Source organism: Streptomyces sp. NPDC001858 (assembly GCF_053594615.1).
On sequence record NZ_JBSFEV010000002.1, the window covers coordinates 359,028 to 384,668 of the forward strand.

Here is a 25,641-nt window from a genome sequence, read left to right on the forward strand (position 1 = left end):
GGAGGGGGGCGGTGCGGAACGGGGTGCCTCAGGCCTGGCCGACCAGCTCGAATCCCGCCTCGTCGACGGCGGCGCGCACGGCCTCCTCGTCGAGCGCGGCGGTGGAGACGACCGTGACCTCGCCGGTCGAGGCGACGGCCTTCACCGAGGTGACACCGGGGAGCTCCGAGAGCTCGCCGGAGACGGCGCCCTCGCAGTGGCCGCAGCTCATGCCGCTCACCTTGTAGACGGTGGTGACGGAGCCCGGGGTGTCGATCTGAGCGGTCATTTCGTTCTCCTCGTAGCGGCAGGTGGGGCTGACGGGGCCGCAAGGCGTCTCCCGCTACTTCAGACTATACCCCTAGGGGGTATGAATCCAAGAAGGATCCCCCCGCGTCGGCGCGTGCCGCTGAACGGGTGCTACGGAGCCGTGGTGACCGTGGCCGCGCCGTGGCCGGGCCCGTTCCCGCCCTCGCACACCAGCGGTTGCAGGTAGCGGACCAGCACGTTCTTCAACTCCCGTACGTACGCGTCGCGTTCGGCGCCCTCATGGCCCAGGATCAGCTCCAGGCCCGCCTTGTACATGCCCAGGCAGACATGGGTGGTGCGGGTGAGGTCGGCGCGGGGCGCGTCGGGCAGGTAGGAGGAGAGCAGGCCCTCGATGCGGGAGAGCAGCGTCGCGTGCAGCGCGTCGTGCTCCTCGGCGATATGGCCGGGGATGTCGGGGCCGTGCATCAGGGTGAAGAACACCGGGTGCAGGCAGTTGAAGGCGACGAACCGCTCGACGGCCGCGCCGACGGCCTCCTCCAGCGGGGTCGTCGGGTCGACCGGGGCGAGCGCCTCGCCGTAGGCCTCGCGCATCTCGTGCATGAGCCGGTCGCCCAGCTCGATCGCGATCGCTTCCTTGTTCGGGAAGAACTGGTAGAGCGTGCCCGGTGAGACGCCGGCCTCGCGGGCGATGGCGTTGGTGCTCGCGGCGGTGTAACCGCTGGTGGTGAAGACGGTGGCCGCGGCCTCCAGCAGCTGCGCGATGCGCCGCTCGCCGCGCGCCTGCCGACGGCGCGGCTGCTCCTTCGCCTGCCCCTTCTCCACCGCCTGCTCCTTCGCCTGCCCCTGCTCCTTCGCCTGCTCCTGGCTCTCGGTCTCCTGGCTCTCGGGCACGTGTTATCCCCAGCTCTTCCTGCACGGTTGACAAACGCGAGTGGTCGCTCGCATTCTGGGATCAGTCAGAACGCGAGCGATGTCTCGTGTTTTCGATTCTACGGTTTTCACGACTGCTTGCCAGGTGAAGGGGACACCGCACGATGAGCGAAGTCAACCGCCCACCCCGCGCACGAGGCTGGACGCGCTTCGTGACCGCCCGCCCCAGGCTGACGCTGCTGGCGGCCCTGGTGCTGACCGTGCTCGCCGTGCTGGCCGGCAGCGGAGTCGCCGACCGACTGGGCAGCGGCGGCTGGGAGGACCCGGGCGCACAGTCCACGTACGCGACCAAGGCGCTGGAGCGCGAGTTCCCCGGCTCCCAGCCCAATCTGCTGCTGCTCGTCGACTCGGGCGGCACCTCGGTCGACGACAAGGCCGTCGCCGCCGAGGCAGAGCGGCTGACGAAGCGCCTGGCCGCCGAGAAGGGAATCGTGGGCGTCGGCTCCTACTGGCGGGCGGCTGCCTCGACCGCCCCCGCCCTGCGCGCGAAGGACGGCCACGAGGCGCTGATAGCGGCCCGCCTCACGGGCGACGAGAAGGCGGCGGCCGAGACCCTCGACCGCATCGCGCCCTCCTACCGGGGTGTGCACGGCCCGGTGGAGGTCAAGCTGGGCGGCATCGTCGCGGTCCGGCACGAGATGCAGCAGATCATCCGGGAGGACCTGACCCGCGCCGAGCTGATCGCCCTGCCGATCACGCTGATGCTGCTGGTGATGGTGTTCGGCAGCGCCGTCGCCGCCCTGCTGCCGCTCGGCATCGGCATCGTCGCGATCCTCGGCACCAACGCGGTCCTCAGCGGCCTCACGCGGTTCACCGACGTCTCCGTGTTCGCGATCAACCTCACCACGGCCCTCGGCCTCGGCCTGGCCGTCGACTACGCCCTGTTCATCGTCCGGCGCTTCCGCGAGGAACTCGGCACCGGCGCCGATCCGGTCACGGCGATCGGAACCACCCTGCGCACGGCCGGGCGCACGGTCCTGTTCTCCGCGCTCACGGTCGCGGTGTCCCTCGCGGCGATGCTCCTCTTCCCGCAGTACTTCCTGCGCTCCTTCGCCTACGCCGGCATGGCGGTGGTGGTGCTGGCCGCCTCGGCCGCCCTGATCCTGCTTCCGGCGACGCTCGTCCTGCTGGGCGACCGGGTCAACGCCCTCGACCTGCGCCGCCTGTTCCGCCGGCGCAATCCCGCGAGCACCTCCGGTGCGGAGGGCGGCAGGGCGTGGGGGCGGGCGGCGAGCCTGGTCATGCGCCGGGCCCCCTTCTTCGCCCTGGGGACCACGGCCGTCCTGGTCCTCCTCGGGCTGCCCTTCCTGGGCGTGAAGTTCGGCACGGCGGACGACCGCCAGCTGCCCTCCTCGGCCGAGTCCCGCGTCGTGCAGCAGCACATCAGGGACGGCTTCCCGGGCAACCCCGGCGGCGGTCTCGAAATCCTCGCGGAGGGCAAGGCGACCCAGGCCCAGTACGCGGCCTACAAGGAACGCGTCGCCGCCCTGCCCGCAGCGGCCCGGGTGGACGGCCCGACGGTCAAGGGCGACCTGGCCTACTTCACGGTGCTGCCCAAGGGCGAGGCCGTCGACGAAGCGGCCCAGAACCTGGTCCGCGACCTGCGCGCCACCGACGCCGCCTTCGACACCAAGGTGACCGGCACGGCGGCCGTCCTGGTCGACTCCAAGCACGCGATCGGCGCCCGACTGCCGTGGGCCGCGGCCTTCGTGGCGATCGTCACCCTGCTCCTGGTCTTCCTCCTGACCGGCAGCGTGCTGATCCCGCTCCAGGCGGTCCTGCTCAACGCCCTCAGCCTGACGGCGATGTTCGGTGCGGTGGTCTGGGTCTTCCAGGACGGCCACCTCTCCGGCCCGCTCGGCTTCACCAGCCCCGGCTCCATCGAGACGACCCTCCCCGTCCTGATGTTCTGCGTGGCCTTCGGCCTCTCCATGGACTACGGCGTGTTCCTGCTCTCCCGCATCAAGGAGGAGTACGACCGCACCGGCGACCACGACCGCGCGGTCCGCCTGGGCCTGCAGCGCACGGGCGGTCTGATCACGGCGGCGGCGGTGATCCTGGCGGTGGTCATGGTCGCGATAGGCACCTCGCGCGTCACCAACACCAAGATGCTCGGCCTGGGCATCGCCCTGGCGGTCCTGATGGACGCGATGGTGGTCCGCAGCCTCCTGGTCCCGGCGGTGATGCGCCTGACCGGCAAGGCCACCTGGTGGGCGCCGGGACCACTGCGAAGGTTCCACGAACGGTTCGGATTGAGCGAGGGAGGAGAGGAGCAGGCTTTCAGGGGCGCGGGGCTGTGCCGACCTGCGGCTCCGCCGCGGGGCGCGACCAGCCACGATGTACCCGCAGACGAAAACGGCGAGGGGAGCGCAGATGCGAGCGGTGATCTTCGAGCAGTTCGGTCGACCCGCTGAGGTACGTGACGTCCCCGACCCCGGACGGGCACCGCACGGAGTCGTCGTCCGGGTGGAGGCCACCGGCCTCTGCCGAAGCGACTGGCACGGCTGGATCGGCCACGAGCCGGACATCACACTCCCGCACGTCCCGGGCCACGAACTGGCCGGGGTGATCGAGGAGGTCGGCGCGGAAGTGCGGAACTGGCGCCCCGGCGCCAGAGTGACCGTCCCCTTCGCCTGCGGCTGCGGCAGCTGCCCCTCCTGTACGGCCGGCCACCACCAGGTGTGCGAACGCCAGACCCAGCCCGGCTTCACGCACTGGGGCTCCTTCGCCCAGTACGTGGCCCTGGACCACGCCGACGTGAACCTGGTCGCCATCCCCGAGGACCTGTCGTACGCCACCGCCGCCTCCCTCGGCTGCCGGTTCGCCACGGCGTTCCGGGCGGTCGTGCAGCAGGGCCGGGTCGCCGCGGGGGAGTGGGTGGCGGTGTACGGCTGCGGAGGCGTGGGCCTCTCGGCGGTGATGATCGCGGCGGCCTCGGGAGCGCGGGTGGTCGCCGTGGACGTCTCACCCAAGGCCCTGGACCTGGCGCGGAAATTCGGCGCGGCGCACTGCGTGGACGCGACGGGCCTGCCGGACCCGGCGGAGGCGGTCCATGAGCTGACCGGGGGCGGCGCGCACCTCTCCCTCGACGCCCTCGGTTCCCCCGCCACCTGCGCCGCCTCGGTGAACGGCCTGCGCCGCCGCGGCCGGCACATCCAGGTCGGCCTGCTCCCCTCGGCGGACGGCACGACGCCCGTCCCGATGGCCCGCGCCATCGCCCTGGAACTGGAGATCCTGGGCAGCCACGGCATGGCCGCCCACACCTACCCGCAGCTGCTGGAGCTGGTCCGGGCGGGGGTGCTGCGCCCCGACCTGCTGGTCACGTCGACGATCACCTTGGACGCCGTCCCGGACGCACTGGCCGCGCTGGGCACGGCGCCGGGCGCGGGAGCGACGGTGATCGAGCCATGGGCCTGAGAGCCGGCCGAAACCGAAGCCGACGTCGCGGGACGGCGGCGGCAGGTCAGCGAGCCGCGGCTTCGGAAGCGGCCGGCGTCGCCCGTGCGGCCGTCCACTCCCGGTCCAGGATCGCCATGAGCACCTCGTCGACCCACACGCCGTTCCGCAGAGCGGCCTCCCGCCGCACCCCCTCGACCACGAAGCCGACCTTCTCGTAGACCCGGCGGGCCCGGCCGTTGTCGCCGTACAGCTCCAACTGCACGCGGTGCAGACCGAGTCGTTCGAAGCCGTGGCCGACGATGAGCCGGGTCGCCTCGGTGCCGAGTCCACGGTCGCGGCCCCGAGGACCGATCAGCGTACGGAAGGTGCAACCCCGGGCGTCCGGGTCCCAGTCGTAGAGCACGACCTCGCCGACGAGCTCGCCGGTGGCCCGGTCGGTGACGGCGAGGTCCAGCCGGTCGGGCTGCTCGGAGCGGGAGGCGTACCAGGAACGCACGCGCTCGGGGGTGAGTTCACGGTCGGGCGGTCCGGTGAAGCGGATGACCTCGGGGTCGCCGATGATCTCCCACATGGTGTCGGCGTCGGCCTCCGTGAAGGGCCGCAGGACGGTCTTCGGGCCGCAGAGCAGGGGTTTGACGGAGAAGTCCACGCACAGCACTGTGCCCCACGCGACGGTGGGGCACAGCCGGTTTTTCACCGCGGCGGGTCAGTCCAGCCTGCGCCCCCGGTTGCCCGGCCGGGCGGCGACCCAGGTGCGGACGGTCTCGGCGTACCAGAAGGGCTTGCCGCCCTCGACGTGGTCGGGCGGGGGCAGCAGTCCGTGCTTGCGGTAGGACCGTACGGTGTCCGGCTGCACCTTGATGTGCGCCGCGATCTCCTTGTAGGACCAGAGCCTTGGGTCGGTCATGAGCTGCACCTCCTGCGCGCGCGGGGGCGGCGGCCGGGAGGCCGCCCGGGGGAGCCCGGCGCTGCGTTGGCGATCACTGAGCCTGTGCCCCGTGAACGACGCTCGGTGACTGTCGGGAGGCGGTTGTCGACCGCGTGTGACGCAAGGCCCGCGTACACGCGACATGTGTGACAACAAGGGGGTGTTTGTGACAGAGGTGACGCATAGACGCGCGCGGGGCTCGTGGGAGGGGCGCGTTGACAAACCCCTCGGACCACCGACAGAACCCACTACAAGGCGTCGCCGACAGGAGGCGGGCCGGATCCGCTGCGACGGACCCGACCCGACCCCGTTCCCCGCCATCCCCCCGGAACAACCGGATCAACTGGCGGGACCCAGCCTGTATTCAGCCAACGCGCCGGGTCTTGGAAAAATGCGCACCCGGTCCGGACCAATCGTTCGGCCGTACCGGCAGCATCAGGCTCGTCGCCTCCCCGCTCAGCCGGTCCGCCCCCGGTGACAGCGTCACCGGACCTTGCCTGGCCTGCGCGAACTCCCTCGGCGTACACCCCGTCATGGCCTTGAACTCGCCGCTGAGATGGGCCTGGTCGTAGAAGCCGCAGAGCGCCGCGGTCTCGGCCGCGCTCTGTCCGTCCGCCAGCAGCCGACGGGCTCTTTGCAGCCGCAGCACCCGGGCCGCCGCCTTGGGGCCGAGCCCGATCTGCTCCCGGAAACGATTCTCCAGGTGTCGTACGCTCCAGCCGACCTCCTCGGCCAGCCGGGGCACCGGTATCGCGCCACCCGTCCGCACGAGCAGGGCCCACGCCCTGGCCACCCGTTCCGAACTCGGCGGGCCGGCCGCCGACCACCGGGCGAACACCTCGTCGAGCAGTCCGAACCGTTCCTCCCAGCCGGGCAACGCGGCCAGTGCGGCGGCGAGTTCCCCGATGGAGCCGGCCAGCGCGTGCGGCAGCTCGTCGGGGTCGACGGTGCGGTTGACGAGCTCGTGCTGAGGGGTGCCGAACAGGCTGAACGCGGCCCAGGGCGTGAGTAGCACCTCGATGCCCGACATCCGCCCGCCGTGCTCGCCGACGGCCGGTGTGGTCGTCGGCCCGCAGTACACGGACACGAGCGTGTCCGGGGCCCGTCCGCCCCGGGAGATCCGCACGGGCTCGTCGAACCCCAGCAACAGGGTCGAGGCCCCGATCGGCGTCTCCAACCGCCGCCGGGGCCGGGTCATGGCCAGCCGGATCCCGCGATAGCTCATCACTCCGGGCCGCAGCCGGGGATGCGGCAAGCCCATGGCGAACTCCCAGGACCCGCCGGCCCCTTGCCCACACCGGACACGCACCGCACGCGCAGTCATGGGCACCCATGGTGCTACGGCAAGGGCGGCACCGTTAAGGGGCGCGGGACTGTATCTATGTGCGGCTCCGCCGCGTGGGCGCGACAAGCCACGCACAACCCGTACTCGCCCAAGCACGGCACCCGCTACCCCGTAGGCGCCCTGCCCGGCCCCCGGAGGGTTACGCCCCGCAGGACCGCAGAAACGCCCTGGTCCGCTGAGCAATGGGCAAAGGCTTGTCCGGCTCACAGGGATACATGTCCTGCTCGACGATCGCGAAGAGATCGACGTCGAGCTTGCCCGCCGCCGCCAGCACAGGCCCCAGCTCCGGCACGCCGCGAGGCGGCTCGCACATCACGCCCTGCGCGACGGCCGGCCCGAACGGCGTCCCCTTCGACTTCACGTCGGCGAGAATCGCCGGGTCGACCTGCTTGAGGTGCAGATATCCGATCCGCGACCCGTACGTCTCGATCAGCTTGACGCTGTCGCCGCCGCAGTACGCGTAGTGCCCGGTGTCCAGGCAGAGCGAGACCAGGTCGGAGTCGGTGCCGTCCAGGAACCGGACGACGTTCTCCTCGCTGTCGATGTGGGTGTCGGCATGCGGGTGGACGACGATCTGCAACCCGTACCGCTCCCGCACCTCCCGCCCCAGCCGCTCCGTCAGCGAAGTGAGATTGCGCCACTGCTCGGGCGTCAGCGTGTCGGACTCCAGCACCTCGCCGGTCTTGTCGTCCCGCCAGAAGGACGGGATGACGACGAGATGCTTCGCGCCCATCGCCTGTGCGAGCACGGCGTTGTCCGCGACGTGCGCCCAGGTCTTCTCCCACACGGCCTCGCCGTGGTGCAGGCCGGTGAAGACCGTGCCCGCCGAGACCTTGAGGCCGCGCTTCGCCGTCTCCTCGGTGAGGACTGCGGGATCGGTCGGCAGATACCCGTAGGGGCCGAGCTCGATCCACTCGTAGCCGGACTGCGCGACCTCGTCGAGGAAGCGCTGCCAGGTGACCTGTGCGGGATCGTCCGGGAACCAGACGCCCCAGCTGTCGGGGGCCGATCCGATCCGGATGCGGGAAAGTGAGGACTCAGGTGACAACGACGTCATGGGCGTCAGCGTGCGGTCTCTCCGAAGGGGGTGTCAAGGGCTGGTCCGAATGTCTGGACAAAACATTGACAGGGCCCGCCGCGCGGGGCTACAAAGCCGTGAGAGCCGACACCGGACGTGGACGAGGGACGTGTGCCGGGGACGAGCCGATGGCGAAGGGAACTCGATGGCGTACGACCTGATCACCATGGGGCGGATCGGAGTGGACCTCTATCCGCTGCAGACGGGTGTGCCACTCCCGCAGGTCACGTCCTTCGGGAAGTTCCTCGGGGGCTCGGCGACCAACGTCGCCGTCGCCGCCGCCCGCCTCGGCCGGGAGACCGCGGTGATCTCCCGCACCGGCGACGACCCCTTCGGCACGTACCTGCACGAGGCGCTGCGCGGCTTCGGCGTGGACGACCGCTGGGTCACCCCCGTGCCCGGGCTGCCGACGCCCGTCACCTTCTGCGAGGTCTTCCCGCCGGACGACTTCCCGCTGTACTTCTACCGGCAGCCCAAGGCCCCGGACCTGGAGATCGACGCCCATGAGCTCGACCTCGGCGCCGTCCGCGAGGCCCGGATCTTCTGGGTCACCGGCACCGGTCTGAGCGAGGAGCCCAGCCGGACGGCGACCCTCGCCGCCCTCGCCCACCGGGCCAGGGCCGGCACCACGGTCTTCGACCTGGACTGGCGCCCGATGTTCTGGTCGGACCCGGAATCGGCCCGCCCCTTCTACACCGAGGCCCTGAAGCACACCACCGTCGCCGTCGGCAACCTCGACGAGGTGGAGGTCGCCACCGGAGTGCGCGAGCCGCAGGCCGCGGCGCAGGCGCTGCTGGACGCCGGCGTCGAACTCGCGGTCGTCAAGCAGGGCCCCAAGGGCGTCCTCGCCGTCAACAGCAAGGGCGAGTCCGCCGAGGTCCCGCCGCTGCCGGTGAACGTGCTCAACGGCCTCGGCGCCGGTGACGCCTTCGGCGGCTCCCTCTGCCACGGCCTGCTCGCGGGCTGGGACCTGGAGAAGATCATGCGCCACGCCAACGCGGCCGGGGCGATCGTCGCCTCCCGGCTGGAGTGCTCCTCCGCGATGCCGACCGCCGCCGAGGTCGAGGCCGCCATCGCCGCCGGAGCGGTGCTGTGATGGCGGGCGGCAGCCGCGACGCCGCGGCCGGCACCGACGCCCCGGGCCACCCCGGCCCGACCCCCCAGCCCCCCGAGACCGAGCCCGTGACCCAGCCCACGACCACGACCGTCGACGTCTCCGAGCTCGTCCGGCTGCGTACGCAGTACCCCGAGGCGATCGCCGAGGCCGCCGCCCGCCGCCCGCGCAGACCGCTCCTCGACGAGTCCGGCCGGCTGATGATCGTCGCGGCCGACCATCCGGCCCGTGGCGCGCTCGGCGTCGGCGGCGACCCGATGGCCATGGCCAACCGCGCCGACCTGCTGGAACGCCTCTGCCTGGCGCTCTCGCGCCCCGGCGTGGACGGCGTCCTCGCGACCGCCGACATCCTCGACGACCTGCTCCTCCTCGGCGCCCTCGACGGCAAGGTCGTCATGGGCTCGATGAACCGCGGCGGCCTCCAGGGCGCCGTCTTCGAGCTCGACGACCGCTTCACCGGCCACCGCGCCGAGGACATCGAGCGGCTGAACTTCGACGCCGGCAAGCTGCTGCTGCGCATCGACTACGACGACCCGGGCTCCCTCACCACCCTGGAGACCACGGCCCGCGCCATCGACGACATGGCCGCCCGCAGGCTCCCCCTCTTCGTCGAGCCGTTCATCAGCCGCCGCGGCGAGGACGGAAAGCTGCGCAACGACCTCTCCGCCGCGGCCGTCACCAAGTCGATCGCCATCGCCTCGGGTCTGGGCGGCACCTCCGCCTACACCTGGCTGAAGGTTCCGGTCACCGACAACCCCGACGACATGGCCGAGGTCATGGAGACGTCCACGCTCCCCGCCGTCCTGCTGGGCGGCGAGGTCGGCGACGATCAGGACGGCGCGTACGAGAAGTGGCGCGGGGCGCTGCAACTCCCCACCGTGCGGGGCCTGGTGGTCGGCCGTTCGCTGCTCTACCCGGCGGACGGGGACGTCGCCGCCGCCGTGGACACCGCCGTCGGACTGCTGTGAGGGCCGCATGACGAACAACGACCTGTACGTCCCGCGCGGCGCCGCCGCGGACGGGGAGTACCTCCTCGACATCGACCCGAAGCGGGCCGGCTGGACCCACAGCAGCCTGCGGATCGTCGAGCTGGAGCCGGGCGGCACGCACGCCTTCAGCACCGGTGACAGCGAGTGGATCGTGCTTCCGCTCGAAGGCGGATGTACCGTACAAACAGCCGGAAATGAGTTCCAACTCCTGGGCAGGGAAAGCGTGTTCGCGTCGGTCTCCGACTTCGCGTACGTTCCCCGAGACGCCCGGGTCCAGATCGCCTCCGGCGCGGGAGGCCGCTTCGCCCTGGCAGGAGCGAAGTGCGAGCGACAACTCCCCGCCCGCTACGGCCCCGCGCCGGAGGTCCCCGTCGAAGAGCGCGGCAGCGGCAACTGCGCCCGTCTGGTGCGCAACTTCGCCTCCGCCGACGCCTTCGACTGCGACAAGCTGATCGCCGTCGAGGTGATCACCCCCGGCGGCAACTGGTCCTCGTACCCGCCGCACAAGCACGACGAGCACCGGCCGGGCGAGGAGGCCGAGCTCGAGGAGATCTACTACTTCGAGATCGACGGCCCGAACGGCTTCGGCTACCAGCGCGTGTCCCCCTCCCGCGAGGGCGGCGCCGACGTCCTCGCCGAGGTCCGCTCCGGTGACGCCGTCCTCGTCCCCGACGGCTGGCACGGTCCGGCCATCGCCCAGCCGGGCCACGCCATGTACTACCTGAACGTCATGGCGGGACCGGGAGAAACCCGGGAGTGGCGGATCTGCTTCCACCCGGACCACGTAGAGAGCACAGGGGGTTACCGATGACGTCGACCTCGACGACCACCAGGCTGACCGTGGCCCAGGCGCTGGTGCGCTTCCTCGCCGCCCAGTACACGGAGCGCGACGGCGTTCGGCAGCGGCTGATCGGCGCGACCTGGGGCATCTTCGGCCACGGCAACGTCGCCGGCCTCGGCCAGGCGCTGATCGAGTACGGCGCCGAGATGCCGTTCCACCAGGGCCGCAACGAGCAGTCCATGGTGCACGCGGCGGTCGGCTACGCCCGCCAGTCGAACCGGCTCTCCACGCACGCGGTGACGACGTCCATCGGCCCCGGCGCGACGAACCTCGTGACCGGCGCCGCCCTGGCGACCGTCAACCACCTCCCGGTGCTGCTCCTCCCCGGCGACATCTTCGCGACCCGCGTGGCCGACCCGGTGCTCCAGCAGCTCGAAGTCCCCTACGCGGGCGATGTGTCGGTCAACGACTCGCTGCGCCCGGTGTCGCGGTACTTCGACCGCGTCACCCGCCCGGAGGCCCTGATCCCGGCGGCCCTCCAGGCCATGCGGGTGCTCACCGACCCCGTGGAGACGGGCGCGGTCACCCTCGCGATGCCCCAGGACGTCCAGGCCGAGGCCTACGACTGGCCCGACGAGTTCTTCGCCGAGCGCACCTGGGTGGTCCGCCGCCCGGGCGCCGACCCGACCGAACTCGCCGAGGCGGTCCGCGCGATACGCGCCGCCCGCCGCCCGCTGATCATCGCCGGCGGCGGAGTCCACCACAGCCGCGCGGAGGAGGCCCTCGCCGAGTTCGCCGAGGCCACCGGCATCCCGGTCGCCTCCACCCAGGCCGGCAAGGGCTCGCTGCGCTACGACCACCCCCAGGACGTCGGCGGCGTCGGCCACACTGGCACCGCCACCGCCGACGAACTCGCCCGCACCGCCGACCTGATCATCGGCGTCGGCACCCGCTACACCGACTTCACCACGGCCTCGAACACCCTGTTCACCGGCGACGGAGTCCGCTTCCTCAACCTCAACATCGCCCCCTACGACGGCCACAAGCTCGCCGGTCTGCCCCTCGTGGCGGACGCCCGCAGCGCCCTCGGCGAGCTGACCCAGGCCCTCGGACTGCACGGCCACCGCGTCCCGGACGCCTACGTCACCGAGTACGCGGAGGACAAGGAGCGCTGGGAGCAGCGTGTCGACGCCTGCTACGAGGCCGACGAGCCCGACGTCCGCCCGACGCAGCCGCAGGTGCTGGGCGCGCTGGACGCCCTCGCCGACGAGTCGGACGTCGTCATCAACGCGGCCGGTTCCCTCCCCGGCGACCTGCACAAGCTGTGGCGGGCCCGCTCCCGGGACCAGTACCACCTGGAGTACGGCTACTCCTGCATGGGCTACGAGATCCCGGCGGCCATCGGAGTGAAGCTGGCGGCCCCCGAGCGCAACGTCTGGGCGCTGGTCGGCGACGGCACGTATCTGATGATGCCGACCGAGATCGTGACGGCCGTGCAGGAGGGGATCGCGATCAAGATCCTGCTCATCCAGAACCACGGCTACGCCTCGATCGGCGGTCTGTCGGAGTCGGTCGGCGGCGAGCGGTTCGGCACGGCGTACCGCTACACGTCGGAGGACGGCACCTTCACCGGGGCCCCGCTGCCCGTCGACCTGGCCGCCAACGTGGCCAGCCTCGGGATGCGCGTCCTGCGGGCGAAGACCGTGGGCGAACTGCGCGAGGCGCTCGCCGAGGCGCGCCGCGCCGACACTCCCACTTGTGTCTACGTGGAGACCGAAACGGCCGACACTGTGTCGGGCCCGCCGCCCGCGCAGGCCTGGTGGGATGTACCTGTGGCCGAGACCGCGACGCGCCCGTCCGCGGTGAAGGCACGTGAGCTGTACGAACGGCACGTCTCTACCCGACGCCGCCATCTGTGAAGGAGCACTCGGTCATGACGAAGATCGTCAACCACTGGATCGGCGGCAAGACCGTCGAAGGCGCGTCGGGCAACTACGGGCCGGTCACCGACCCGGCGACCGGCGCGGTCACCACGAAGGTCGCGTTCGCCTCCGTCGAGGAGGTCGACGCGGCGGTTGCGGCCGCGAAGGACGCGTTCGCGACCTGGGGTGTCTCGTCCCTCGCCAAGCGCACCGCGATCCTCTTCAAGTTCCGTGCGCTGCTGGACGCGCACCGCGACGAGATCGCCGAGCTGATCACCGCCGAGCACGGCAAGGTGCACTCGGACGCGCTCGGCGAGGTCGCGCGCGGCCTGGAGATCGTCGACCTGGCATGCGGGATCACCGTGCAGCTGAAGGGCGAGCTGTCCACCGAGGTCGCCAGCCGCGTCGATGTGTCGTCGATCCGTCAGCCGCTGGGCGTCGTCGCCGGCATCACGCCGTTCAACTTCCCGGCGATGGTGCCGATGTGGATGTTCCCGATCGCGATCGCGACCGGCAACACCTTCGTGCTGAAGCCGTCCGAGAAGGACCCGTCGGCGTCCCTGAAGCTCGCCGAGCTCTTCGCCGAGGCCGGTCTCCCGGACGGCGTGTTCAACGTCGTCAACGGCGACCGGACGGCCGTCGACCGCCTCCTGGAGCACCCGGACGTCAAGGCCGTCTCCTTCGTCGGCTCGACCCCGATCGCCCGGCACATCCACACCACCGCCTCCGCCAACCACAAGCGCGTGCAGGCGCTCGGCGGCGCGAAGAACCACATGCTGGTCCTCCCGGACGCGGACCTGGACGCGGCCGCGGACGCCGCCGTCTCCGCCGCCTACGGCTCGGCCGGCGAGCGCTGCATGGCCATCTCCGCGGTCGTCGCGGTCGGTTCGATCGGCGACGAGCTGGTGGAGAAGATCCGCGAGCGCGCCGAGAAGATCAAGATCGGCCCCGGCAACGACCCGACGAGCGAGATGGGCCCGCTGATCACGAAGGTCCACCGCGACAAGGTGGCGTCCTACGTCACGGGCGCGGCGGCGGAGGGCGCCGAGGTGGTCCTCGACGGCACCGGCTACACCGTCGACGGCTTCGAGGACGGCCACTGGATCGGCATCTCCCTCCTCGACAAGGTCCCCACCAGCGCGAAGGCCTACCAGGACGAGATCTTCGGCCCGGTCCTGTGCGTGCTGCGCGTGGACACCTACGACGAGGGCGTGGCGCTGATCAACAGCTCGCCCTTCGGCAACGGCACCGCGATCTTCACCCGGGACGGCGGCGCGGCCCGCCGCTTCCAGCTGGAGATCGAGGCCGGCATGGTCGGCGTGAACGTCCCGATCCCGGTCCCCGTCGGCTACCACAGCTTCGGCGGCTGGAAGGACTCCCTCTTCGGCGACCACCACATCTACGGCAACGACGGCACCCACTTCTACACCCGCGGCAAGGTCGTCACCACCCGCTGGCCCGACCCCGCCGACGCCCCCACCGGCGTCGACCTGGGCTTCCCCCGCAACCACTGACACCCGGACACCCGAGTCCGAGCCGTGTACCGCTCAGGTCGTACACGCGGTCGCTCGCGTACGCCTTGAGGAGGTCGGCCGGTTCGGTCTGCGGTCGACAACTTGACGACAGGTTGACGCCGTACCGTTGAAGCATGGATCTTCGATTGCCCGGTCTGCGAGGACCATGGCGGCCGCGACGGATCATCTCCGCCGCGGCCGCGGTGGTCGTACTCGCCGGTGCCGGTACCTGGACGGCCGTCGCCTCCGCCGACGACACGCCCGCGGTGCACAGCGCCGACCGGGTCATGGAAGTGGACGGGGTACGCCTGGACACCTCCTACTTCACCGCCGGCGGAGCGGGCCGCCGCCCCGCCGTCCTCCTCGGCCACGGCTTCGGCGGCAGCAAGGACGATGTGCGCGGGCAGGCCGAGAAGCTCGCCCGCAGCGGCTACGCGGTGCTGACCTGGTCGGCGCGCGGCTTCGGCGAGTCCACCGGCAAGATCGGCCTGAACGACCCGAAGGGCGAGGTCGCCGACGTCTCGAAGCTGATCGACTGGCTCGCGAAGCAGCCCGAGGTCCAGCTCGACAGGACCGGCGACCCGCGCGTGGGCGTGGCCGGCGCCTCCTACGGCGGCGCGATCTCCCTCCTCGCCGCCGGACACGACGACCGCGTCGACGCCATCGCCCCCTCCATCACCTACTGGAACCTCGCCGACGCCCTGTTCCCCGACGGCGTGTTCAAGAAGCTGTGGGCCGGCATCTTCTTCAACACCGGCGGCGGCGCCGCGAACTTCGAACCCGCGCTGGCCTCGATGTACGAGCGCGTCGCCGAGTCCGGCACCCCGGACGCCGCCGCCCGCGCGCTCCTCGAACAGCGCTCGCCGTCCGCCGTCGCCGACCGCATCAAGGTCCCCACCCTCCTCATCCAGGGCCAGACGGACTCCCTCTTCACCCTCGCCCAGTCCGACGCCGCCGAGAAGGCGATCAAGGCCAACGGCGCACCCGTCGACGTCGACTGGATCGCGGGCGGCCACGACGGCGGCAACCTGGAGAGCCGCCGCGTCCAGGCCCGCATCACCTCGTGGTTCGACCGGTACCTCAAGAAGGACGCCTCCGCCGACACCGGCCCCGCCTTCCGCGTCACCCGCACCGGAGGCGTCGACTCCACCGACGGCGCCGCCCGGTACAGGGGCGCGACCGCGACCACCTACCCCGGCCTGACCAGCGGCGACCGTTCGTTCCCGCTGACCGGCCGCCGCCCGGAGCAGTCCTTCGCCAACCCGGCCGGCGCCAGCCCGCCCGCCGTCTCCGCCCTGCCCGGCCTCGGCAGCGGCGGCCTCTCCCAGCTCTCCTCCCTCGGCGTCGGCGTCTCCCTCGACTTCCCCGGCCAGTACGCCTCCTTCGACTCCGCCCCGGTCACCGGCGACCTGCGCGTCACCGGCTCCCCGACGGTCACCGTCCACGTCAAGTCGACGACCGACCAGGCCGTCCTCTTCGCCAAGGTCTACGACGTCGGCGCCGACGGCGTCCGGCAGGTGCTGCCCTCCCAACTCGTCGCCCCGGTCCGGGTCGAGGACGCCAAGGCCGGCCAGGACGTCACGATCACGCTCCCGGCCATCGACCACAAGGTCGACGACGGCCACCGGCTGCGCCTGGTCCTCGCCTCCACCGACCTCGGCTACGCCTCCCCGCTGACCCCGGCGACCTACACCGTCTCCCTCAAGAGCGACCTGTCGGTCCCCACCGCCCCGGCCGTGACGACCGCGGCGGCCACCCTGCCGTCCTGGGTCTGGTGGCTGCCCCTGGCCGGCGCGGCCGTCGCGCTCGCCCTGCTGCTGACCGCCCGCCGCCGCGTCACCACGGCCCCGCCGCCCGACCCCGCACTCGCCGACGTCCCGCTGCAGATCACCGACCTCAGCAAGAAGTACGCCAAGGGCGACCGCTACAGCGTCCGCGACCTCTCCTTCCGCGTCGAGAAGGGCCAGGTCCTCGGCCTGCTCGGCCCGAACGGCGCGGGCAAGACGACGACCCTGCGCATGCTGATGGGCCTGATCAAGCCCGACGGCGGCGAGATCCGCGTCTTCGGCCACGCCATCCGCCCGGGCGCCCCCGTCCTGTCCCGCGTCGGCTCCTTCGTCGAGGGCGCCGGCTTCCTCCCGCACCTGACCGGCCGGGAGAACCTGGAGCTGTACTGGCAGGCCACCGGCCGCCCGGCCGCCGACGCCCACCTCGAAGAGGCCCTGGAGATCGCCGGCCTCGGCGACGCCCTCGCCCGCGCGGTGCGGACCTACTCCCAGGGCATGCGCCAGCGCCTCGCCATCGCCCAGGCCATGCTCGGCCTCCCGGACCTGCTCATCCTGGACGAGCCGACCAACGGCCTCGACCCGCCGCAGATCCGCGAGATGCGCGAGGTGATGATCCGCTACGCGGCCGCCGGCCGCACGGTGATCGTCTCCAGCCATCTGCTGTCCGAGGTCGAGCAGTCCTGCACCCACCTCGTGGTCATGGACCGGGGCCGGCTCGTCCAGTCCGGCCCGGTCGCCGCGATCATCGGCTCCGGCGACACCCTCCTCGTGGGCGCCGCCGCCCCGCTGGAGGAGCCGGTCGTGGAGAAGATCGCGGCGCTCCCCGGCATCGCCTCCGCGGTCGTCACCGACGACGGACACGGACTCCTCGTCCGCCTGGACGCCGACGGCACCGCCCCACGCCTGGTCGCCGAACTCGTCCGGCTCGACGTGCCCGTGACCTCCGTCGGCCCGCACCGCCGCCTGGAGGACGCCTTCCTCACCCTGATCGGAGGTTCCGCATGAGCACGCTCACCGAGGTCGCCTCCGGCTACCAGGCCCGCCGCACCCTCCCGCTGCGCGTCGAGCTGGTCCGCCAGCTGGGCCGCCGCCGCACCATCGTCATGGGCGCCATCCTGGCCGGACTCCCGTTCGTCCTGCTCATCGCCTTCGCCATCGGCGGCCAGCCGGGCGGCCGCAACGACACGGTGTCCCTGATGGACACCGCGACCGCGTCCGGCGCCAACTTCGCCGCCGTCAACCTGTTCGTCTCGGCGGGCTTCCTGCTGGTCATCCCGGTCGCCCTGTTCTGCGGGGACACGGTCGCCTCGGAGGCCGGCTGGTCCTCCCTGCGCTACCTGCTGGCCGCGCCCGTCCCCCGGGCCCGGCTGCTGTGGTCCAAGCTCGTCGTCGGCCTCGGCCTGAGCCTGGCCGCGATGGTCCTGCTGCCGGTCGTCGCCCTCGCCGTCGGCTCCGCGGCCTACGGCTGGGGCCCGCTGGAACTGCCCACCGGCGGCGAGCTCGCCCCGGGCACGGCGGCCGGGCGGCTGCTGATCGTGATCGGGTTCATCTTCGTCAGCCAACTGGTCACCGCCGGACTGGCGTTCTGGCTCTCCACCAAGACCGACGCCCCGCTCGGCGCGGTCGGCGGCGCGGTCGGCCTGACCATCGTGGGCAACGTCCTGGACGCCGTCACGGCCCTCGGCGACTGGCGCGACTTCCTGCCCGCGCACTGGCAGTTCGCCTGGGCCGACGCCGTCCAGCCCACCCCCGAATGGTCCGGCATGATCCAGGGCGCCGCCGTCTCGGTAACGTACGCGCTCGTCCTGTTCGCCCTGGCCTTCAGGGGTTTCGCCCGCAAGGACGTCGTCTCCTAGGTCACCGGAAGATCACCCACCGGTCTCGACGACCGGCCGCCGTGCCCTCTTCGAGACGTATCCGCAACCCCCCGTGCCGCACATTCCGGCCCCCTGCCCCGTCACAGTCACAGACAAGGACGGACACAGGGGGCACGGGACATGAAGACGCACCGGACACCACGACTCCTCGCCGCCACCGCGGCGGCCACGGCACTCCTGCTCACCGGCTGCGGCGCCGGCGGCGACTCCGACAGCGGCAAGGCCTCGGACGGAGCGGCGAACCGCAGCGACGGCTTCCCCGCCCCGAGCGCACCCCGCACGGACGAGGACCTCACGGACCAGGACCTCGACGAGGGCCGCGAGGCCGCCCCCGACCTCCTGTCCACCTTCGCCCTCGACGTCGACACCGCCTCCTACGGCTACGCCCGCCGCACCCTCGCCGAAGGTCGCCTCCCGGACCCCTCGACCGTGCGCCCCGAGGAGTTCGTCAACAGCTTCCGCCAGGACTACGAACGCCCCGACGGCAACGGCTTCTCGGTCACCGTCGACGGCGCCCGCACCGGCGACGACGACTGGTCCCTGGTCCGCGTCGGCCTGGCCACCCGCAAGGCCTCCACAGCGGGCGAACGCCCGCCCGCCGCCCTCACCTTCGTCATCGACGTCTCCGGCTCGATGGCCGAACCCGGCCGCCTGGACCTCGCCCGCTCCGCCCTCGGCACGATGACGGACCGCCTGCGCGACGACGACTCCGTCGCCCTCGTCACCTTCAGCGGCGAGGCCGAGACCGTCCTGCCGATGACCCGCCTCGGCGACGACCGCGACCGCGTCCACGACGCCATCGACAGCCTGGAGCCGACCGACTCCACCAACCTCGGCGCCGGCGTCGAAACCGGCTACGACACCGCCGTCGAGGGCCTGCGCAAGGGCGCCACGAACCGGGTCGTCCTCGTCTCCGACGCCCTCGCCAACACCGGCGACACCGACGCCGACTCCATCCTGGAACGCATCTCCGACGCCCGCGAGGACCACGGCATCACCCTCTTCGGCGTGGGCGTCGGCAGCGACTACGGCGACGCCCTGATGGAACGCCTCGCCGACAAGGGGGACGGCCACACCGTCTACGTCTCGAACGAGTCGGACGCCCGCAAGGTCTTCTCCACCGACCTCCCGCAGAACGTCGACCTCACCGCCCGCGACGCCAAGGCCCAGGTCGCCTTCGACCCCGAGACGGTCGCCGAGTTCCGCCTCGTCGGCTACGACGACCGCAGCGTCGCCGACGACGACTTCCGCGACGACCGCGTCGACGGCGGCGAGGTCGGCCCCGGCCACACCGTCACCGCCCTCTACGCCGTGCGCACCGAGCCCGGCGCCGACGGCCACCTCGCCACGGCCACCGTCCGCTGGCTCGACCCCGACACCCGCACCCCGCACGAGACCTCCGGGCAACTGGAGACCGACGCCCTGCACGACGACCTCACCGACGCACCCGTCCGCTTCCAGGTCACCACGACGGCCGCCTACTTCGCCGACGCCCTGCGCGAGTCGGAGCGCTCGCTGCCCGACGCCCCGCCCCTGGGCGAACTCGGCGAAACGGCCGACGCGCTGGCGAGGAAGACCGAGGACAAGGAGGTCGCCGACCTCGCCGAAGCCATCGCCGACGCAAGCCGCCTCGACCTCTAGCGCCACCGCACGCGAAACGGCGGGCCACCGGAGAACCGGTGACCCGCCGTAGCGGTACGTCAGGCTGTGGCTCAGCCGTTGCCCGCGCCGTTGCCCGACAGTGCGGAGATGTCGTCCAGGATGTGCGAGAGCGGCTCGTCGCCCTTGGCCTGGGTGCTGTTCTCGACGCACTGCTGGTTCTGCGGGGAGGACAGGACGTTGATGTCCTGGACGTTGATCGGCACAGCGCCGACAAGGCCCTGCAGGTTGAGCTTGGCGGGCAGGCCGAGGCACGGCTTGTTCAGCGAGCCCTGGACCAGCGAGAGCTGCGGGCTCTTGTCACCGAAGGTGGCCGAGTTGCCGAACTCCGACGAGGCGCCGTTGCCGCTGGCGGAAGTGGTGCCGCTGTCGTCGCCGATGGCAAGGGCCTGCGGCGCGGAGGCGACCGCGACACCGGTCAGGGAGGCGGCTACGACCGCGGTCGCCCACAGCTTCTTCATGTTGTTTCCCTTTCGAAAAGCGGACTCCGGTGGAGGCGCCGCGTGATCGTCACGCCTGCGCCGAACAGCGGGTCGCAGGTGGTCCGTCGACCCGCTGTCGGGGTGGAACGTCAGTGGTTGGCGGCGCCGTTGCCCGCGAGGACCGAGATGTCGTCCAGGATGTGCGAGAGCGGCTCGTCGCCCTTGGCCTGGGTGCTGTTCTCGACGCACTGCTGGTTCTGCGGGGAGGACAGGACGTTGATGTCCTGGACGTTGATCGGCACAGCGCCGACAAGGCCCTGCACGTTCCCCTTGACCGGCAGGCCGATGCACGGCTTGTTGAGGGAGCCCTGGATGAGCGCCATCTGGGGGCTCATGTTGCCGAAGGTGGCCGAGTTGCCGAACGACTGGCTGGCGCCGTTGCCGCTGGCGGAGGTGGTGCCGCTGTCGTTGCCGATGGCGAGCGCGGGGGCGGCAGCAGCAGCGGCGACGCCGACCACGGAAACGGCGACCGCGGCGGCGGCCAGAACCTTCTTGATCACTTGCTAGTCCCTTCTGGAGAAACCCCGTCCACCGGAGCGCTCTGATCAACTGCCCAGGCGGCGTTTGGTTGCCCCCCTTCACTCTGATGGCCCATTCCTGCGAGGGCCCCAAGAAAGGGGCGAACTCCTATCGGGTGAAGCGCCGCAACCATTACCGGCGTACCGGGTTGAGTCGGTCGCAGGCACATGGTTCTGGCGCGAGGCCAGGACAGGGAAAGGAAAAGCGAAATGCTGAAGAAGGCAATGGCCGTGGCAGCGGTCGCCACGTCCGTCATCGGTATGTCGGCGGCGGCCGCGCCTCAGGCGCTTGCCATCGGGGACGACGCCGGCACCACCTCCGCCAGCGGCAACGGCGCCTCGTCGAAGTTCGGCAACTCGGTGACCAAGGGCGACATGAGCCCGCAGGCCACGCTGGTCCAGAGCTCCCTGAACAAGCTGTGCATCGGTCTGCCGGTCAAGGGGAACGTGCAGAGCATCCTCGGCGCTGTCCCGATCGACGTCCAGGACATCAACGTTCTGTCCGCCCCGCAGAACCAGCAGTGCGCGGAGAACTCCACCCAGGCCAAGGGCGACGAGCCGCTCTCGCACATCCTGGACGACATCTCCGCCCTGTCGGGCAACGGCGTGGCCAACGGCTGACGTCCCCCTTCTGACGTCCATCGGCGCTGCCCGTCGGACGGCCCGCGCGTTTCCGGCGGGCCGTCCGGCGGTGGTGTGCCGGAGAAGCGTTTCTTCCGCAGTGGGCCTGATGCGTGAATCATATGAATGCGTTCGAGTGAATTCCCGGGCGACGCGCGTTCGTCAGTTGCTTCCGCTGTCTATCTCTCGTTTGCAGCTTGCGAGTCGTGCATCCGGGCACGGCCGCTGAGAAGGGAAATCCATGAAGAAGAGCGCTGCTGTTGTCGCGGGTCTGATCCTGGCGCTGGGCGGGGCCGCCCCGGCTTTCGCCGACGCCGATGCCAACGGTGCGGCCATCGGCTCGCCGGGCGTCCTGTCAGGCAACGTGGTCCAGGTTCCGATCCACATTCCGATCAACGTGTGCGGCAACTCGATCAACGTCATCGCGCTGCTGAACCCGACCGCAGGCAACGTCTGCATCAACGACTGACGACGCGACACACCCGCCGTACGGCTGGGTCGAGGCCGGCCTTGGACGACTCTTCGGTGGTCCAGGGCCGGCTTTTCCCACTTCTCCAAGCAGGAAGACAACGAGATTGCGCCAGACCCTGAGCAGGGGAATGGTCGCGGCCGCCGCCGCTACCAGCATTCTGTCCCTGTGCGGGGGCGGTTCCGCCCTCGCCGACTCGAACGCCGACGGGGCCGCCAAAGAATCGCCCGGACTCCTGTCGGGCAACCATGTCGAGGCCCCGGTGAACATCCCGGTGAACGCCTGCGGCAACTCGGTCGACGCCGCCGCCGCGCTCAACCCCACCTTCGGCAACGCCTGCGCCAACCAATCGGCCGAGCACACGCACCGCGCCCACTTCACCGACGGCTCCTACGGCCCGCACGGCACCCCATACGCCGACGACGACTCCGGCCACGCCCCCCCGGGCCACTGGGGCGCCGGGTACGGCGACGCGGGACACGGAGGCTCGGACGACGGGGCCTCCGGGTACGGCGACCAGGGCTACGGCGACGACGGCTACGGCGACCAGGGCTACGGGGACGACGGCTACGGCGACCAGGGCTACGGGGACGACGGCTACGGCCACGACGGCCCGGGCGACGACTGCGGGGGCTACGGCGACTCGTGCGGCGGCGGGGGTCACCTGCCGCCGCCTTCTGGCGGGGAGCACACCCCGCCTCCGCCGGGCGGGAGCCACACACCGCCGCCTCCCGGTGGGGAGCACACCCCGCCGCCTCCCGGCGACGACCACTCGTTCCCGCCGCCGCACGGTGGCGAGGGCACCCCGCCGGGAGGCGGTCACTCGTCTCCGCCGCCGCATGGGGGTGAGGGCACTCCGCCTGGGGACGATCACTCGTCTCCGCCGCCGCATGGTGGGGGCGGTACTCCGCCGGGTGGCGGTCACTCGTCTCCGCCGCCGCATGGGGGTGAGGGCACTCCGCCCGGGGACGATCACTCGTCTCCGCCGCCTCACGGCGGCGAGGGCACTCCGCCGGGTGGTGACCACTCCTCCCCGCCCCCGCACGGCGGTCACGGCACTCCGCCCGGTGGTGACCACTCCTCCCCGCCGCCGCACGGGGGTGGCAACACGCCTCCCTCCGGGGGTGGTGGGCACTCGACGCCTCCGCACGGTGGGGAGCACTCCACGCCTCCGCCCGGCGGTGGACACTCGGCGCCGCCCCACGGTGGTGGCGGAGACTTCACGCCTCCGCACGGCGGCGGGCAGTCGGCGCCGCCCGAGTTGCCGCACACCGGCAGTGACAAGGCGGCGCTGCTCGCCGCGTCCGGGGTCAGCGCGGTGCTCATCGGCAGCGGCGCGCTGCTGTACCGGCGAGGCAGGGCCGCGTCCCGTCGCTGAACGGCTTCGGGTGCCGGACGCCCTCGCGCCCGGCACCCGCGTCGTTCAGCCCCGTACCGCCGGCGCCGTGTCCTGGCGGACCGGCGCCGGGATCGCCCCGCTCGGCACGCCCGTGCGCAGCCGGCGCCGGACTCCCCGGACGAGGGACCCCGCCGTGAAGGTCGCGCCGTAGACGAACCGCATCGCCGGGCCGAAGCCGGCCGCCGTCACCAGGCCGGCCATGAACAGGCCGGGGCAGGACGACTCGAAGTCCCGGCCGATCTCGGGGGAGCCGTCGGCCACCGTGGCCAGCGAGTCGCGCAGGTCGCCGGAGAGGAGTCCGAGCCGGTCGCGGGTCGCCTTGAAGCCGGTCGCCGCGATCACATGCTCGGTCTCGAAGGAGTCGCCTCCGCTCACGTCGAGGCGGACCCCGCCCGGGACCGCCCGCGCCGCCGTCACCTCGTGGTCGAGCCGCACCTCCACCGCGCCCTCCACCCGGTCCCGAACCCACCACGCGCCGGCCGGTCCGAGCGCCGTCGCCGCGATCCGGGCCCGGGTCGGTTCCCGGAGCCGCCGGTACAGGCCGGGGCGCTCCGCGTAGAACCAGTTGCGCCAGCCGCAGCCGAGGCCGCCGAGCGGGGAGCGGGCCGACTGCCACCACGGGCGTTCCCAGGCCGGCGGCACATCGTTCCAGCGCAGCCGGTCGGCCCGCGCCAGCACCCGTACCCGGGTGCCCTGTTCGGCGAGCAGGGCGGCCGTCTCCAGGGCGGCCTGGCCGCCGCCGATCACCGTGACGTCCCGGCCGCGGAAGCGGTCGAGGTCGCCGTGGTGGCTGCTGTGCGAGACGAGGCCGCCGGGCAGTGCGCGCAAGGCGGACGGGATCTCGACGAACGGCATCACGCCGACCGCGAGGGCGATCGTGCGGGCGTGCACGGTCTGGCCGTCCTCGGTGACCGCCTCGAAGCCGCCCGGCCGGGGCGCGATCCGGGTCACGGTGCGTTCGTCGACCTCGGGGACGGCGTTGCGGGCGAACCACAGGCCGTACTCGGCGAACATCTCCACCGGGATCGGCTCCCCGTGCCGGGCCGTCACGCCCTGGGTCGCGCAGTAGGCGTCGAGCCGCCAACGGGCCGCGGGGTCGGAGAGATTGGAGGCCCAGGGCTCGGACTTCAGGAACATCCCGCCGGGCATGTTGTCGCGCCAGGAGGCCATCGGCCGGCCGAAGACGCGCAGGGTCAGCCCGGCGGCCGCGGCGTGGGACGCGATGGACAGGCCGTACGGGCCGGCGCCTACTACCAACAGGTCGTACATCAGCAACTGCTCGCTTTCTCGTCGTCGGTCGGTTCGGTCAGGCCGGTCAGGGACGGCGGCGGTGGCGGGGACTGGCGGACCACGCGGGGACGCACCCCGGCCGCGCCCGCCGTGCCGAGCCGGCGCAGCCGGCCGAGCAGTCGACGGGCGACATGGGAGCCCCACAGACCCCACATGGCGCGGCCGGGAGCGGTGTCGTCGCCCGCGTGCCAGGCCAGCTCGCGGCCGGGGCCGCGGCGCGCCGGTCGCAGTGCCGCCAGCGGGGCGTAGTTCTCCACCACGAACGCCCGCCCCGGCAGCGGGGACCCGGCGGGCAGCGGACGGTGGGTCAGATCCAGGTGCTGGGCGCGGACGACGTCCAGTCCGCCGCCGTCGGAGAAGAGCCGGAACTGGGCGCCGGGGCGGGGGTTGAAGTCGAGGAGGTGGTAGTCGCCCGTCAGTCCGCAGCGCCGGAAGTCGAGGTCGAGGATGCCCCGGTAGCCGAGTTCGCCGGTGAGCCGCTCGGCCAGCGTCCGCACCTGCGCGTTCTCGGTCCACTCGCCCACCGCGGTGAGTCCCGCGCCGCGCGGCCAGGCGCACAGCTTGCGGCCCGCGCCGCCGCCGCCGACCGTGCCGGAGCGGTCGGCGTAGCCGTGGAAGAACCAGTCGCGGTCCGGTCCCGGCGGCAGGAAGGCCTGGAGCAGCAGTCGGCTGCCCGCCTCCTCGGTGCGCAGATACAGTTCGCGCGCCTCCTGGGTGGAGCGCACCACGAGGGTGCTGCGCAGCCCCGAGTCGGCGGGCAGCAGCCAGGGCCGGCTCCACTTGGCCACCACCGGCAGGCCGAGCCGCCAGGCGGCGGAGGCGGCCTGGGCCGCGCTGTCCGGGACCACGGTCAGCGGGTGCGGCACGTCGGCGGCCGCGCACAGCTGGGCCAGTTCCGCTTTGTCGGCGACGCGTTCGGGCACCGTGCCGGGCTGCTGGGGCAGCAGATAGGCGGGCGCGAGTTCCGCGCGCAGTCTGCCGACCGCGATCGCGCCGGCGTCGTCCATCGGGATCAGGACGGCGGGCCGTTCGATGCGGGCGGCCACCCGCAGCAGGACGGCGGCGATGTCGGCGGCGGTGGCGCCGGGCGGCGGCGGGGGATGCAACTGGCGTACGAAGCGTGATGTGCGTACGGGACTTCCCGTCGAGTCGGCGACCACGTGCACATCGACTCCGGCTCTGCCGAGCGAGCGCACGGCACCCAGCGTTCCGTGGTGAAAGGGATTCCGGTCGATCCGCAGGAGTACGGCGGGGACGCGGGTGTCGAGCAACGACTCGGGCATTTTTTGC

The 25,641-nt window shown here is 72.1% G+C and carries 23 protein-coding genes; 13 read left to right on the forward strand and 10 right to left on the reverse strand.

Annotation, left to right across the window (positions count from 1 at the left end; all coding sequences use genetic code 11):
• Positions 1–28: 28 nt before the first annotated feature.
• Together ACWCPF_RS04160 and ACWCPF_RS04165 are read right to left on the reverse strand one after the other, a co-directional pair.
• Entirely contained in the window at positions 29–268 is a 240-nt protein-coding gene (locus ACWCPF_RS04160) for a heavy-metal-associated domain-containing protein (RefSeq protein ID WP_358805082.1), read from the reverse strand.
• A gap of 131 nt (positions 269–399) precedes the next feature.
• The gene (locus tag ACWCPF_RS04165; protein ID WP_451043492.1) at positions 400–1,071 is read right to left on the reverse strand and encodes a TetR family transcriptional regulator; all 672 of its coding nucleotides are present in this window, start codon (positions 1,069–1,071) and stop codon (positions 400–402) included.
• Between the two features lie 212 nt (positions 1,072–1,283).
• Between ACWCPF_RS04165 and ACWCPF_RS04170 the strand changes: the two genes are divergently transcribed.
• Positions 1,284–3,593 carry an MMPL family transporter gene (locus ACWCPF_RS04170; protein ID WP_451043377.1) on the forward strand — a complete coding sequence of 770 codons (2,310 nt, stop codon included), beginning with the start codon at positions 1,284–1,286 and terminating at the stop codon, positions 3,591–3,593.
• Complete coding sequence (locus tag ACWCPF_RS04175) at positions 3,553–4,596, forward strand: zinc-dependent alcohol dehydrogenase family protein (protein WP_451043378.1); 1,044 nt, start codon at positions 3,553–3,555, stop codon at positions 4,594–4,596. Before ACWCPF_RS04170 ends, ACWCPF_RS04175 begins: the two co-directional genes overlap by 41 nt.
• A 46-nt stretch (positions 4,597–4,642) precedes the next feature.
• Here the strand turns inward: ACWCPF_RS04175 and ACWCPF_RS04180 are convergent, their stop codons facing one another.
• The 4 genes from ACWCPF_RS04180 to ACWCPF_RS04195 all read right to left on the reverse strand — a co-directional run bounded on the left by ACWCPF_RS04180 (position 4,643) and on the right by ACWCPF_RS04195 (position 7,908).
• Positions 4,643–5,227: a GNAT family N-acetyltransferase gene (locus ACWCPF_RS04180; RefSeq protein ID WP_451043379.1), complete on the reverse strand. Its 585-nt coding sequence runs from the start codon at positions 5,225–5,227 to the stop codon at positions 4,643–4,645.
• Between the two features lie 57 nt (positions 5,228–5,284).
• Positions 5,285–5,485, reverse strand: coding sequence for a helix-turn-helix transcriptional regulator (locus ACWCPF_RS04185; protein ID WP_451043380.1), 201 nt, complete (start codon positions 5,483–5,485; stop codon positions 5,285–5,287).
• 385 nt (positions 5,486–5,870) lie between these two features.
• Complete coding sequence (locus tag ACWCPF_RS04190; protein WP_451043493.1) at positions 5,871–6,704, reverse strand: helix-turn-helix domain-containing protein; 834 nt, start codon at positions 6,702–6,704, stop codon at positions 5,871–5,873.
• 286 nt (positions 6,705–6,990) lie between these two features.
• On the reverse strand, positions 6,991–7,908 hold the full coding sequence (locus ACWCPF_RS04195; RefSeq protein ID WP_451043381.1) for a sugar phosphate isomerase/epimerase family protein: 918 nt from the start codon (positions 7,906–7,908) through the stop codon (positions 6,991–6,993).
• Between the two features lie 166 nt (positions 7,909–8,074).
• On the opposite strand from ACWCPF_RS04195, the gene iolC reads away from it, so the two are divergent.
• The 8 genes from iolC (at position 8,075) to ACWCPF_RS04235 (ending at position 19,554) form a co-directional block, all read left to right on the forward strand.
• On the forward strand, positions 8,075–9,025 hold the full coding sequence (gene iolC, locus ACWCPF_RS04200; protein WP_451043382.1) for a 5-dehydro-2-deoxygluconokinase: 951 nt from the start codon (positions 8,075–8,077) through the stop codon (positions 9,023–9,025).
• Positions 9,025–10,011, forward strand: a complete 987-nt coding sequence (locus ACWCPF_RS04205) for a Cgl0159 family (beta/alpha)8-fold protein (RefSeq protein ID WP_451043383.1) — start codon at positions 9,025–9,027, stop codon at positions 10,009–10,011. Before iolC ends, ACWCPF_RS04205 begins: the two co-directional genes overlap by 1 nt.
• A 7-nt stretch (positions 10,012–10,018) precedes the next feature.
• Complete coding sequence (gene iolB, locus ACWCPF_RS04210; RefSeq protein WP_451043384.1) at positions 10,019–10,843, forward strand: 5-deoxy-glucuronate isomerase; 825 nt, start codon at positions 10,019–10,021, stop codon at positions 10,841–10,843.
• Positions 10,840–12,732 carry a 3D-(3,5/4)-trihydroxycyclohexane-1,2-dione acylhydrolase (decyclizing) gene (gene iolD / locus ACWCPF_RS04215; protein WP_451043385.1) on the forward strand — a complete coding sequence of 631 codons (1,893 nt, stop codon included), beginning with the start codon at positions 10,840–10,842 and terminating at the stop codon, positions 12,730–12,732. Before iolB ends, iolD begins: the two co-directional genes overlap by 4 nt.
• Positions 12,733–12,746: 14 nt before the next feature.
• Positions 12,747–14,249, forward strand: a complete 1,503-nt coding sequence (mmsA, locus tag ACWCPF_RS04220; RefSeq protein ID WP_451043386.1) for a CoA-acylating methylmalonate-semialdehyde dehydrogenase — start codon at positions 12,747–12,749, stop codon at positions 14,247–14,249.
• A 134-nt stretch (positions 14,250–14,383) separates the two neighbouring features.
• The gene (locus ACWCPF_RS04225; protein WP_451043387.1) at positions 14,384–17,041 is read left to right on the forward strand and encodes an alpha/beta fold hydrolase; all 2,658 of its coding nucleotides are present in this window, start codon (positions 14,384–14,386) and stop codon (positions 17,039–17,041) included.
• Positions 17,038–17,892, forward strand: coding sequence for an ABC transporter permease (locus tag ACWCPF_RS04230; RefSeq protein WP_451043388.1), 855 nt, complete (start codon positions 17,038–17,040; stop codon positions 17,890–17,892). The genes ACWCPF_RS04225 and ACWCPF_RS04230 overlap by 4 nt, the downstream gene beginning before the upstream one ends.
• 141 nt (positions 17,893–18,033) lie before the next feature.
• Positions 18,034–19,554, forward strand: coding sequence for a YfbK domain-containing protein (locus tag ACWCPF_RS04235; protein WP_451043389.1), 1,521 nt, complete (start codon positions 18,034–18,036; stop codon positions 19,552–19,554).
• A gap of 71 nt (positions 19,555–19,625) precedes the next feature.
• Here the strand turns inward: ACWCPF_RS04235 and ACWCPF_RS04240 are convergent, their stop codons facing one another.
• Entirely contained in the window at positions 19,626–20,033 is a 408-nt protein-coding gene (locus tag ACWCPF_RS04240) for a rodlin (protein WP_451043390.1), read from the reverse strand.
• Between the two features lie 110 nt (positions 20,034–20,143).
• Positions 20,144–20,554 carry a rodlin gene (locus tag ACWCPF_RS04245; RefSeq protein WP_451043391.1) on the reverse strand — a complete coding sequence of 137 codons (411 nt, stop codon included), beginning with the start codon at positions 20,552–20,554 and terminating at the stop codon, positions 20,144–20,146.
• Positions 20,555–20,782: 228 nt separating this feature from the next.
• On the opposite strand from ACWCPF_RS04245, the gene ACWCPF_RS04250 reads away from it, so the two are divergent.
• The 3 genes from ACWCPF_RS04250 (at position 20,783) to ACWCPF_RS04260 (ending at position 23,040) form a co-directional block, all read left to right on the forward strand.
• Positions 20,783–21,193: a rodlin gene (locus ACWCPF_RS04250; protein WP_451043392.1), complete on the forward strand. Its 411-nt coding sequence runs from the start codon at positions 20,783–20,785 to the stop codon at positions 21,191–21,193.
• 241 nt (positions 21,194–21,434) lie between these two features.
• On the forward strand, positions 21,435–21,662 hold the full coding sequence (locus ACWCPF_RS04255) for a chaplin (protein WP_451043393.1): 228 nt from the start codon (positions 21,435–21,437) through the stop codon (positions 21,660–21,662).
• Between the two features lie 106 nt (positions 21,663–21,768).
• Positions 21,769–23,040 carry a chaplin family protein gene (locus ACWCPF_RS04260; RefSeq protein WP_451043394.1) on the forward strand — a complete coding sequence of 424 codons (1,272 nt, stop codon included), beginning with the start codon at positions 21,769–21,771 and terminating at the stop codon, positions 23,038–23,040.
• A gap of 45 nt (positions 23,041–23,085) precedes the next feature.
• On the opposite strand, the gene ACWCPF_RS04265 is transcribed toward ACWCPF_RS04260, so the two are convergent.
• Positions 23,086–24,330 (reverse strand): FAD-dependent oxidoreductase, encoded by a 1,245-nt coding sequence (locus tag ACWCPF_RS04265; protein WP_451043395.1) that lies wholly within the window; start codon positions 24,328–24,330, stop codon positions 23,086–23,088.
• Positions 24,330–25,634, reverse strand: a complete 1,305-nt coding sequence (locus ACWCPF_RS04270) for a carboxylate--amine ligase (RefSeq protein WP_451043396.1) — start codon at positions 25,632–25,634, stop codon at positions 24,330–24,332. Before ACWCPF_RS04270 ends, ACWCPF_RS04265 begins: the two co-directional genes overlap by 1 nt.
• Positions 25,635–25,641 lie beyond the last annotated feature (7 nt).